This is a genomic window from Aquimarina discodermiae (genome assembly GCF_040786235.1).
Taxonomy (GTDB): domain Bacteria; phylum Bacteroidota; class Bacteroidia; order Flavobacteriales; family Flavobacteriaceae; genus Aquimarina.
This window is the reverse complement of record NZ_JBFMKP010000037.1, coordinates 35,487-48,281: the sequence shown is the minus strand read 5'-3', so window position 1 is coordinate 48,281 and position 12,795 is coordinate 35,487. Positions and strand designations below refer to the sequence as shown.

At 34.2% G+C, this 12,795-nt stretch carries 9 protein-coding genes; 6 read left to right on the top strand and 3 right to left on the bottom strand.

What is annotated here, in order from left to right; genetic code table 11:
• Window positions 1–218: 218 nt before the first annotated feature.
• The 6 genes from rpmB to ABW636_RS19820 all read left to right on the top strand — a co-directional run bounded on the left by rpmB (window position 219) and on the right by ABW636_RS19820 (window position 4,445).
• Window positions 219–458, top strand: a complete 240-nt coding sequence (gene rpmB, locus ABW636_RS19845; protein ID WP_367591830.1) for a 50S ribosomal protein L28 — start codon at window positions 219–221, stop codon at window positions 456–458.
• A 24-nt stretch (window positions 459–482) separates the two neighbouring features.
• The gene (gene rpmG, locus ABW636_RS19840; protein WP_062059694.1) at window positions 483–665 is read left to right on the top strand and encodes a 50S ribosomal protein L33; all 183 of its coding nucleotides are present in this window, start codon (window positions 483–485) and stop codon (window positions 663–665) included.
• A 6-nt stretch (window positions 666–671) separates the two neighbouring features.
• Window positions 672–824, top strand: coding sequence for a DUF4295 domain-containing protein (locus ABW636_RS19835; protein ID WP_101449883.1), 153 nt, complete (start codon window positions 672–674; stop codon window positions 822–824).
• A 126-nt stretch (window positions 825–950) separates the two neighbouring features.
• Window positions 951–1,904: a signal recognition particle-docking protein FtsY gene (gene ftsY / locus ABW636_RS19830; RefSeq protein WP_367591829.1), complete on the top strand. Its 954-nt coding sequence runs from the start codon at window positions 951–953 to the stop codon at window positions 1,902–1,904.
• A 166-nt stretch (window positions 1,905–2,070) separates the two neighbouring features.
• Entirely contained in the window at window positions 2,071–3,372 is a 1,302-nt protein-coding gene (gene rimO, locus ABW636_RS19825; RefSeq protein WP_367591828.1) for a 30S ribosomal protein S12 methylthiotransferase RimO, read from the top strand.
• Between the two features lie 284 nt (window positions 3,373–3,656).
• A complete protein-coding gene (locus ABW636_RS19820; RefSeq protein WP_367591827.1) occupies window positions 3,657–4,445 on the top strand; it encodes a hypothetical protein in 789 nt (262 codons plus the stop codon).
• 135 nt (window positions 4,446–4,580) lie between these two features.
• On the opposite strand, the gene ABW636_RS19815 is transcribed toward ABW636_RS19820, so the two are convergent.
• The 3 genes from ABW636_RS19815 to ABW636_RS19805 form a co-directional block, all read right to left on the bottom strand.
• Window positions 4,581–7,235: a S8 family serine peptidase gene (locus tag ABW636_RS19815; protein WP_367591826.1), complete on the bottom strand. Its 2,655-nt coding sequence runs from the start codon at window positions 7,233–7,235 to the stop codon at window positions 4,581–4,583.
• Window positions 7,236–8,015: 780 nt separating this feature from the next.
• Window positions 8,016–10,178: a M3 family metallopeptidase gene (locus ABW636_RS19810; protein WP_367591825.1), complete on the bottom strand. Its 2,163-nt coding sequence runs from the start codon at window positions 10,176–10,178 to the stop codon at window positions 8,016–8,018.
• A 20-nt stretch (window positions 10,179–10,198) separates the two neighbouring features.
• Window positions 10,199–12,670, bottom strand: coding sequence for a M14 family metallopeptidase (locus ABW636_RS19805; protein WP_367591824.1), 2,472 nt, complete (start codon window positions 12,668–12,670; stop codon window positions 10,199–10,201).
• Window positions 12,671–12,795 lie beyond the last annotated feature (125 nt).

Here is a 12,795-nt window from a genome sequence, read left to right as displayed (position 1 = left end):
TAGATTTAACCGAAGAAATCACAGAGTATCAATACTCGATAAAATAGTAGAGCGATGTGTAATGCATCAGCCTGTTACTATCAAACAAGTAAAAACCATTGCGAACTAAATGGGTAACCCTAAAAAATAATAAAAAATAACACAATTATTATTGGTTGTTAGGTAAATAATTCGTTAATTTGCACCCTGTTTTGAAATAACACCAAAATTAAGAAGAGATGTCAAGAGTTTGCGAGCTTACAGGTAAAAAAGCAATGGTGGGGAATAATGTTTCTCATGCAATGAATAAAACAAAACGTAAATTCAATGCGAATTTAATTAAAAAACGTTTTTATATTCCAGAAGAAGATCGTTGGGTAACACTTAAAGTGTCTACATCTGCGTTAAAAAATATAAATAAAAACGGAATCTCTGCTGTTTTAAAAGAAGCAAGAGCAAAAGGTTTTTTAAGTAAATAATCTCCTTTTAAAAGATACATAATAATGGCAAAGAAAGGCAACAGAGTACAGGTAATATTAGAATGTACAGAGCATAAAGCTTCTGGTAAACCGGGTACATCAAGATATATTACAACAAAGAACAAAAAGAATACTCCGGATAGAATAGAGATTAAGAAATTTAATCCTATTCTTAAGAAGATGACTGTTCATAAAGAAATAAAATAATTAGACATGGCAAAGAAATCAGTAGCATCGTTACAGACAGGATCAAAAAGATTAACAAAAGCCATCAAAATGGTTAAATCTCCAAAAACAGGAGCATATACTTTTGTTGAATCTATTATGGCACCAGAAGCAGTAAACGACTTTTTAAAGAAAAAGTAGTTTTTCTTATATAAAATTTAAAAAGTAGCCGTTTCAATTCTATTGGAATGGCTCTTTCTTTTTATATTTAACCAATACAATTTCTGTTGTAAGTTTTTTAATTTTTTAGTATATCGAATAATACAGATGGGGATTTTTAAAAAAATATTTTCTTCAGAGAAAAAAGAAACACTTGATAAAGGGTTAGAGAAGTCTAAGGCAAGTTTCTTTACAAAATTAAGTAAAGCAGTAGCCGGTAAGTCTAAAGTAGATGACAATGTACTTGATGACCTGGAAGAAATATTGGTTACCAGTGATGTTGGAGTGAAAACAACAATTCGAATTATAGAGCGAATTGAAAATCGAGTAGCAAAAGACAAATATCTTGGTACAGATGAGCTAAATCAAATCTTACGAGAAGAAATAGCAGGATTACTTTCAGAAACAAATACAGGTGAAGCTACAGACTTTGAGGTGCCTTCAAGCAAAAAACCGTATGTTTTGATGGTAGTAGGAGTGAATGGGGTTGGTAAGACCACTACCATAGGTAAATTAGCTCATCAATTTAAGAATAAAGGATTAAAAGTGGTATTGGGAGCTGCTGATACTTTTAGAGCTGCAGCGATTGATCAATTACAGGTTTGGGCGGATAGAGTAGATGTTCCTATTGTAAAACAGGATATGGGAAGTGACCCAGCTTCTGTAGCATTCGATACTTTGCAATCTGGAGTTAATCAGGATGCCGATGTTATTATTATTGATACGGCAGGTAGGTTGCATAATAAAGTTAATTTGATGAACGAATTAACCAAAGTAAAGCGGGTTATGCAAAAAGTAATTCCTGATGCTCCTCATGATGTATTGTTAGTTTTGGATGGTTCTACGGGTCAAAATGCTTTTGAACAAGCTAAACAATTTACCGCTGCAACAGAGGTTACCTCTTTGGCAGTTACAAAGTTAGATGGTACTGCAAAAGGCGGTGTGGTTATCGGAATTAGTGATCAATTTAAGATTCCTGTAAAATATATAGGTGTAGGAGAAGGAATAGAGGATTTACAAGTATTTAATAAATACGAGTTTGTAGATTCCTTCTTTAAATAAGATACCAGTAAGGATCAAAAGTTCATTACTGAACTTCTTATTATTGTTTGTTATATCTTTCAAAGTTTATTCTAGAGTTATTTTTTAACTTTTCTTATAAATAGAAGAGTATTATATCTATACTTAGGTTAATCCTTGTATCTTTGCACACCCTTATCCAAAAGATATGAGAACAAAGACATTAAAGAAGAATAAAATCAATGTTGTTACATTAGGTTGTAGCAAAAATGTATATGATAGTGAAGTCCTCATGGGACAATTACGTGCCAATAACAAAGAGGTAGTTCATGAAGAAGAAGGGAACATCGTTGTTATAAATACATGTGGTTTTATTGCTAATGCTAAAGAAGAATCTGTAAATACTATCTTAGAGTATGTGCATAAGAAAGAAGAAGGAGAAGTAGATAAGGTTTTTGTTACCGGTTGCTTATCAGAACGATACAAGCCTGATTTGGAAGAAGAAATTCCTGATGTGGATCAGTATTTCGGAACGACCGAGTTGCCAGGTCTTTTAAAAGCGTTGGGAGCAGATTATAAGCATGAATTGATAGGAGAAAGATTAACAACCACTCCCAAAAATTATGCATATCTTAAAATAGCCGAAGGATGTGATCGGCCATGTTCCTTTTGTGCAATACCTTTAATGAGGGGAAAACATAAGTCTACCCCGATAGAAGAATTAGTCGTCGAAGCAGAAAAATTAGCAGCGGATGGAGTTAAAGAGCTGGTTTTGATAGCACAAGATCTTACCTATTATGGCTTAGACCTCTATAAAGAAAGAAAACTTGCCGATTTGCTTAAGGAATTGGTTAAAGTAGAAGGAATAGAATGGATTCGATTACACTACGCGTTTCCTACTGGTTTTCCTATGGAAGTGCTTAAGGTAATGAAAGAAGAGCCTAAAGTATGTAATTATATTGATATCCCATTACAACATATTGCAGACCCTGTATTAAAATCGATGCGTCGGGGAACTACCAAAGCAAAAACTACAAAGCTTTTAAAAGAGTTTAGAGAGGCGGTTCCCGAAATGGCCATTAGAACAACCTTAATAGTAGGATACCCAGGAGAAACACAAGAAGATTTTGAGACTTTAAGAGATTGGGTCAAAGAAATGCGCTTCGAACGTTTAGGGTGCTTTACATATTCTCATGAAGAAAATACACATGCCTTTAGCCTAGAAGACGATGTTCCTGAAGAAGTAAAGATGGAACGCGCTAATAAGATTATGGAAATTCAATCACAAATTTCATGGGAGTTAAATCAGCAAAAAATAGGGCAAGAATTTAGAATTGTTGTAGACCGTAAAGAAGGAAATTATTTTATTGGCCGTACAGAGTTTGATTCTCCAGATGTAGATAATGAAGTTCTAATAGATGCTTCTAAATATTATCTAAAAACAGGAGATTTTGCAACCGTAAAGATTTATGAGGCAGAAGATTTTGATTTGTATGGTGAAGTGATTTAGCAATTTTTTACTCAATTGGTGGACAGTTGAATTATTGTTCTTAAAAATCATCACAGAATTTTTAAGTTTTTTTTGTAAAAAACATCTAGGCACTTCTTTTAGATGCTTTATTGCTAAAGATTAATGTATTCGAACAAGTTTTTAGAATCGAAAGCTAATTCATTTGTTTTTTTAGGAATACTTGGTTTACATTTGCTACAGAAAAAAGTAAGTAATTTTAGGTTAGTATCTAGTATGTTACATTAAGATATTTCCTATAAAACACACCCTAAAATAATATAGTAATGAAAAAAATGCTTTTGCTAATAATTGTAGCTATTGCTTGTATTTCTTGTAGTAAAGAAGATGAAATAAAGAATCCAGACCCTTTTATTGATGGTATGAACCTTAATCTTTCGAGTTCTGGTTTTGTTGAAGAAGCATTAGCTTATAAATTAGATCTTTATAAGTCTAAAGAAGATTGGCAAAGTAAAAAAAATGTACTGTTTAGTAAAACAATTAAGTTTGGAGAGAATGTAAAGATACCAGCTGGTGTTATTGATGGAGAAAAAAGATATTTTATAGAATTGGAGAGCCAGGATGGAAGGTTTACGAATTGGTCTCCTGATAATGTAGAGTTACCAGCGTATTTTGAAGATCCTCAAAATAGAACCACCATAAATGAATTACCAGGATTGTATGTAGAAGTTGTTATGTTTGAAAAAATATATACAATGATGCCTGGGGTTTATGAATTTGTGAGTGCGACACCTATATTTGATGAGAATGTCGAAAAAGCCTGGGAGGGAATAGAACCAATGACAATCGAGTTTAAACGGGATTTCACTGTTGTAATCACAGATATGGTAAATGGAAAGCAAGAAATAGAACAAACCAGTATGCTGAAATATGAAGAGTTACCAGAAACTTTTAAAGATGAGAAGTATTCGATACCTTCAAGCCATATTTTTAAAGATAAAGATATTTTTAACCCTGTAGGAGGAGGATTAGGATATTTTGGTTCATTTTTGCAAGGTAATTTTTATGTAGATAGAGGGTTGCGACAAATAGATTATAAGTTGAAACAAGATTAACTAGATAAGAGAATCATAAAAACACTTTAGGATATTTAGTTGAAACTAATTATAAAAAGCCGTAAGGTGGGTTTAAATAACAAAAGCTCCAAAATCAAACTTGATTTTGGAGCTTTTTTTTAAAATTTAAGAGTTTTATTGGATTATGAAACGTTTGCTATGATTTTTGGTTTGTAAGGTATATATACCTGATTCTAAATTTTTAAGATTAATTTGGATAGTAAATGTTCCTTGCTGAATAGTTTGTCCAAGCGTGTTAATAATTGTATATCTTTTGATTTCTAGTGTGTTTGTTTGTATGTTTAGATAGCCATTGGTAACTGGGTTTGGATGTATGATCAAGCGATTTTCTTCAGGAAGTTGTTTTTCACTTTGTGTTGCAAAAAGAGAATTTCTTGAGTTGGTACCACACGCACCTAGATTCGTCCAACCGGTAGCAGTTCTTTCATATAGATTTCCTTGATAGGTTACTTTGTCGCCAGTTTGATACGTTTGTGAAGAACTCCACGCTGCTATACCTTCACAAATATCATTTGTTCCTGTGCCACCCGCTTGTATGGTTACCGTATAATCTTCTACCTCTCCAAAATTGAATGATCCACAAGGAGATGGTGCTGTATTGTAACGCATAATGACTCTCATTCTGGTAGCTCCATTAGTTGCTGTATTGGGGACTGTAAATGATCCGCTTACCGATGCGTTTTGAGTACGAGACTGTGTCCATACTTGTTCTCCGGCATCTTCAAAATCACCATTCTGATTGTAATCTATCCATGCACCATATGCTTCATTGAACGTTGAACCGGTCCAGGTTGGAGTAACGGTAATAGTATTGGATACCCCTTTAGATAAGCTGGTAGAGATAGAGGTATGGTCGGTATAGCCATTTCCAACTACAGAAGAATTATTTATTGACCCTAATTGAACCCTGCCAATATACTCTTCAGATGCGTCGTTACCTTGAGCTGAACAATAGTTTAATTGAGTGGTTGTAGTGGTAAAGTTGATAGAGTTACTATAGTTAGAAGTACTGCCATCAGAACATTTACTTCTTACTTGTGCCTCATAGACTGTAGCAGCTGTTAATCCTGTGATTGTACTCGATGTATTATTTACAGAAATTGTAGTCCAATTACTGGTTCCTGTTTGGCGATATCTAAGATCATAGGTGGCTTCAGATACATTATCCCAGATTATATTGGCAGAACTGGTGTTTACTCCAGAAGGTGTTATTCCGGTAGGTACAGTAGCAGTACATATCGAAGTATTGTTTGTCACACCGGTTACGATCAAAGAAAATTTTTGACTACCTCCTGTTAAAGTTCCTTTGTGAGTAACAGTAATGGTATAGGTTCCTGATGCATTTATAACATCAATTCTTTCAAATGGATCGACGTTATTGTCGCCAGTACCATTTGTCGTAATGCTAGTCAGTTTGTGTGGTTGATACGTTGTATTTCCTTTAGTTATTCTAAGGTCAAGGTCATTTACAAGTATAGAGTTTTTTGAGTTTAAAGCAGTTACTACGGTTCCAGGCCTGTCTGTCCATGAAATAGAGGCTAGTAACGGAGAGGTTCCATCAGAATCAACAGTAATAATATAGTTTTGGTTATTGTTAAGGGTTAACTCTTCAATTTTTGAAGAATTGTCTTTGTTGGTTATGGTTTCGGCTGCGAATTTACCATTCAATAGCCCCCATCCGGTGGCAGCATCTGGTCCCGGGGTTTCCATATCATCAGCAGTGTGAAGAGCTAAGCCTTTTAGTGTAGCCGCCTTCATGAAATTTCCATTTAAGTTATTGTAATGTTGCTGTAATAATAATAGGGTTCCAGCTACGTTGGGAGAAGCCATAGATGTACCCGACATATAGATGTAATTGTCGTCACTTGTTTCTCCTGTTGAGAGTAGAATTGCACCATTACCAGCAATATCTGGTTTAATGCGATATTCATCTGAAGGACCTCGACTACTTCCTTTCCAGATAGAAACAGAATTTAATGACCCATCATTATCGATTGTTGCATCTAAGGCATTAGCCACAACCAAATTATTTTTGACAAGAGCTTTTCCTTTTAGTTGATCATAGGATGAGTTTCCATCTAGTGGTTGTGCATTATACGTAGTGATTTGTCCGTCGTTCCCAGCACCAACTACCATGAGATAAAATGGGGCATTAAACATAATCTCATCCCATTTTTTCGACTCTTCAATATAGGCACCGAACCATTGATCTGGTATTCGACTACCGGCAAGGCTATAGGAGTGATTAGAGATTAACATTCCATTGGCAGCCTCAGCGGCTACTTCGGCAATATCATCTGTCCATTTATACCCTTTGACTCTTGCTTGGGGAGCCATTCCTTTTGCGCTAGGATTAACACCAGATGCAGCGATGATTCCAGAAACATGAGCGGCATGGTCGTTTAATTGTATTCCTCCCGTTTCTGTATTAGCGTCTTCTATACTTACTCTATTGGTTGCTCCAGGCCCATCGTATTCTTGATGTGTTATTCTGGCATGTCCAGCATCCCATACATGAGCTATCATGTTTTGCCCATTTAAATTTAGTCCCAAAGCCCCTCCCGAATGAAGGTAATTAGTTCTTGTTGATTTGGCGGCATCGGTATTAAGTGTAGTAAAATAAATGGGTTCTTTATTTGGACCTAATCTTTGAAGTTCAGAATATCCTCCATTAGAAGATTTAATTTTAATTTTCCATCCGTTTTTTTTTGCTGCGTCAAATGCTTCTTTTCTTTGAATTTGGGATTTTTCATAGCTTTCTTTTTGCAACTTTATAAGTTTTGCTTGTTTATTTTGAAGTATGATTCTTGATTTTTGAACTGGTGTTTGCCCAAAAGTGAGAAAATGAAAAAATAAAAGTAAAAAAAGAACAAAAGAGTTTGAATTCTGTAGGTTGCTTAACAGCTTACCCGATAGTAATATCAGGGGCGCATAATTGTTTTTCATAATTGTTGAGTTGAGTTTGTATTAAATTTTGATTATCAGTTAAATAATCATTGATAAAGTTGTTTAAATAATCTCGATTATCCTTTAAGAAAACGTTAAAGAAATTTGTTTTAACAAAACCATAATAAAATAATCGATTAAAAGCATGGTTTGTTGTATTTAATCTGATAACCTAAGTTTGGTTGCTACACATTTGTAGGACAACTAATCACATTTTACGATTAGGTCCAGCTAATACTTAGATTAACCTAAATACATACCTCTTAACTTGACCTGTCCTAAGTTTATCGAAGGGCTTGAGGAGACAGACAAAGAGCGAATTAAAAACTGTGAATTTTTTTAATAGCAAATCTCTTTGCACTACTTGCGGAATAATCCTCACATCAATAATTGGCTTTACATCATTTGTGGAACAATTTTCATGTCAACAATTACAACAATTTTTCGCTAGATTGATGGTAGCTATTGTTCTGTTTTATAAAGAAAATATATAGTATAAAAAGAATGTGATTATATGCGAAATTTTTATTTGAAAATTGTATACTATAAAAGTTAGTACTCAAAACTTGTTTTAAAATAACTTCAACTCATCTAAATTTAACTCTAATTAACCGGAAAACCTTTATCCTTCATTAAAGCTTCAATTTTAGCATCACGTCCTCTAAATTTTTGATAGGCTTCTGCAGGATCCATAGCATTACGTGGTGCAAAGAGGTATTTTACTAATTTTGCAGATACATCTTTATCATAAAACCCGTCAGGCGCTTCTGCAAATGCTTCAGCAGCGTCAGAAGTAAGCACATCTGCCCACATATATCCATAATATGCTGTAGCATAACCTTCGCCAGAGAACACGTGTCCAAAATGAGGTGTACGATGCCTCATTACTAATTCTCTAGGCATTTTTAAAGAATCAAGTGTTTCTTTTTCAAAAGTATCCATATTGATGTTTGCTGGATCTGCCAGGTGTAGTTTCATATCTATTAATGCCGAAGCAAGGTATTCTGTAGTAGCAAATCCCTGATTAAAAGTAGCAGCTTTTTTTATTTTTTCGACAAGTTCCTTTGGTATCGGTTTTCCTGTTTTATAATGAACCAAATAATTGTTGATAACCTTGTCTGTAGAGAGCCAACGTTCTAATAGTTGTGATTGAAATTCGGTATAATCACGTACACCGCCATTAAGAGTAGGGTACCTTACTTCTGAAGAAAGGAAATGTAACGCATGGCCAAATTCATGAAAAAATGTGGTAGCGTCATCCCATGAAATAAGAGTTGCTTCTCCTGGAGCTGGTTTTACAAAATTAGAATTGTTGGATGCCAACACCGTTTTTTTACCATCAAATGTTGTGTGACCTCTATAGGTGTTTGCCCAAGCTCCTGATCGTTTTCCCGTTCTGGAAAATGGATCCAGATACCACAAGCCGATATGCTCGGCAGTAGTTTTGTGTGTTACTTCCCAAACTTTTACATCTTCGTGAAATACGGGTACAGTACCTTGTTTGATTGGAGTAAAAGCATAATCAAATAATTCTCCAGCAACAAAGAACATAGCTTCTCTCAACTTGTCTAATTGTAAGTAGTTTTTAACTTCGTCAGAGTCCAAATCGTATTTTTGTTTTCGTACTTTTTCTGCATAGTATCGATAATCCCATGGCTCAATGGTTAGGTTATCTCCATTGGTGTTTGCAATATTTTGCATGTCTGTTACCTCTTCTTTCACGCGTGCAATAGCGGCAGGCCATACTGCATTCATTAACTTTAGAGCGTTTTCTGGGTTTTTGGCCATACGATTTTGTAAACGCCAATTAGCAAAATTATCATACCCTAGCAACGAGACACGTTCTTTTCTTAATTTTAAAATTTCTATAATAATTTGATTATTATCCTTATCATCTCCGTTATCACCTCTTGAATAATAGGTAGTCCATACTTTTTTACGCAATTCTCGTTCATCAGAATAAGTTAAAAAAGGATTCATTGAAGATCTTGTATTAGTGATGGCATATTTTCCTTCTTGCCCTCTTTCTTTTGCAGCTGTGGCATATGCTTTTATTAATGATTCTGATAAACCGCTTAATTGCTCCTTGGTAAGGTAAGTGACGTATTCTTCTTCATCTGCCAAAACATTGTTAGAGAAACGAGTGTAAAGTTCTGATAATTCTTTATTTATTTTGGCGTAACGTTTCTTTTTCTCAGAGTTTAGTTCTGCACCATTCATAGCAAAAGATTCATATGTTAATAGGGTAACACGTTGTTGATCTGGTGCTAGAGGAGTTGTTAATGAGTTGTTGTATACTGTTTTTATACGTTGAAAAAGTTGTTCGTTTTGAGATATTTTAGAAGTAAACTCTGATATTTTAGGAGCCATTTCTTTTTGAATTTCTCTAAACTCTGGTGAGGACATATTACTGCTTAGAATCCCGTAGTAAGCAAAAACTCTATTTAAATCTTTTCCTGATTTTTCTAGTGCAACCATTGTGTTTTCAAAAGTAGGAGATGCCGAGTTACTTGTAATCTCATCTATTTCAGCAAGTTTGAGTTTCATTCCTTTTTCTAATGCGGGTTTTACATCAGAAATACTCATCTTATCAAAAGCAGGAATACCACCATAAGGCCCCGTCCATTCTAATAATAAAATATTGGAGGTCTTGAGTGGCTCTGTATTGGTTTTCACGATTTCTTTTTTTTGATTGCAACTAATATAAAGTAGAACAACGGATAAAGTTATCACTTTAAAAATTAGTTTTGGTTGTGAGTGAATCATGATCATTAATTTTTTAATTTCTAAATATTGTTGTTGGTTAGAAATATAGCGTTTACAAAGAATAGTTTTCCATTCTCCCAAAAGGACCTAAAAAGCGGATTGTCTACCATATAAATTACACTTCCATTCCCCATGTTTACTTCACCAAATACGAGTGAATTGTTTAAGCCTTTTAATGCATTTTTTCCAGCAAAACCGGATACATTCTGTTGTTTCTCGATATATGCTATATTGTACCCATGTGTCAAAAATTTAAAAGAATCATTTCCTAGTTTTAGACTAAAATAAGTATCCTTATAGCCGAAAGCCATAGGATGAGAAGCATCAATTTTGGTTTTAAATATACTTCCGGTTATAAGATCTTTTACGCTTTCGCGTTCCCTTTGATCATAAGGAATAAGGTTGCCAATAGAATCATTTTCCTTCGTTTCAACAGTGTTTTTACTAAGATCGAATCCTTTTTTATCAAGAAAAGTATTAACAGCATTCGAGATAGCAATTATTTTTCCTCCATTACGAATCCATTTTTGTAATGATCTTAAAGTTTCTTCATCAATGTAGTTTGTGTAATCTCCATTAGGAAGAATAAGTACATCAAAATTAGTAAGATCAGTTCTTTTAAAGTAGTCAGTGTCTATGGATACAATTGGGAATTTAAGTTGTTGTTCAAAAAAGTGCCATATTTCACCATAACTTAATGAAGATGTATAGTTACCTTTTAGTACAGCAATTCTCTTATTTTGTATCAATTTTACTTCTGGAGACCCAAAATCGATTCCGTTGTTAGAAAAACTTGTAGTAGCGATATGTAATTTTCTATGATGTTTATTGGCAATATCCACAACTGTTTTGTTGTAACTAGGGTCGTTTCGATTATCACTTTTGGTAATGATTAAGCTACCTTTTTTAAAAAGCTTAGAATTGTTGCTAAAATCCTTTTCACTATATCGAACTTTGATTTTGTGTTTTAAGAGGTCAGCCATAAATGCCGCATCATTTATACTAGTCCATTTGGCAATATATCCTGCTCCTTCTGGATTAGTCTCGTTTTCTAATAAAACAGCTTCTTTTTTATAGTCATAAGGAACCAATGAAGTTGACGCAATAGCGTCTAAACCATAAGTATGTGGAATTCCCCAAGCAGTAATATCATAAGTAAGAGGATCGGTTAATTTGGTGTTGGGTTCAAAAAGAACTTTTACCATATTGCCTTTGGGTTGGTTGGTGTTTACAACAAGTGCGCCGTATGAATTAATACTCCCCTGTTTATTTGTTTTAAAATTAAAACCTGATATTTTTTGAGTTTTTGTAAAACCATACTCTATACCATGTAAGTCTAATAGGTTAGCTAGCGCATTAATTTTGTCGGCTTCCCCATTAAGAACATAACTTTTATATTTTAGATTTGGGTTGATAAAGAACTTTTTAAATTCAGAATTTAATTTCTTAGCATTTTTTGAAGATATTTCGACAGTAGAAAGGCCTGTGGTGGTATGATGTAAAACACGATCTTTTAAAGTTAATACAAAACCTTCATTAGTTTTGATACCTAGTCCGGCTCTGCCATGTCCTGCTTGCTCGTAAGTCATTCCGATAGCTCCCATAAATGTAGGGTATGTATCTCCATAACTTGGGTATAGTAGATCAAAGCGTTCTCTGGTAAAAAACAACCATCCTTCTTTATCAAAATAACGAGCATGATTTTTGCCTATTTGTGTTTGGAATTCTCGTTGCCACGAAGTGATAATTTCATGAAATGGCTCTGCTGCAGGAGCAAAATAATAAGGTTCATTAATGCCTTGTTCATGAAAATCAACATGGATATGAGGCATCCAGTGATTATAAATTTTAATACGTTCTCTGGATTCGACCTGGGTTGCCCATGCCCAATCGCGATTCAGGTCAAATAAATAATGATTAGGCCTTCCTCCTGGCCATGGTTCGTGATGCTCTGTTGCAGATGGAATAACTTGAAAAGGAGTTGCCTTAACCTGGTTGTACCAATTTGCATACCGATCCCTACCATCTGGATTCATACAAGGATCAATAATCACAATAGTATTGGTAAGCCACTCTTTTTTTTGGGTTATTAACTCATAAATTGTTTGCATGGCAGCCTCTGTACTAGAAGCTTCATTACCATGTACATTATAGCTTAGCCATACAATAGCAGTTTCGGGAGAAGCAATACCTTCTTCTATTCCGATGTTTTTTAAATTGTTTAACCGTATGGTTTCGATATTCTTTATATTATCTTCAGAAGATACAATAGCATAGGTTAGGGGTCTTCGTTCATTTGTTTTTCCATAGGTTTGATAAGTAACCATGTTAGAATTTTTAGCTACATGATTAAAATACTCTACCACATCGGCATGTCTTGTGTATTGCTCTCCAATATCATATCCTAAAAATTCTGAAGGCGAGCGAAGTTTATTTTGAGAAAAGCTTAAAAATGTGGTAATTAAAAAAAGTAACGATAAATGTTTTTTCATAGAATGAAGCAAGGATTGAAATTTAATAACGACTCATTTTTATATATTTTGAAAATGAGCAGACGTAAAATACCGAGTTAAATTTAGGATATTATCTGTATTAACTAAAATTTAGGATTTTGAAT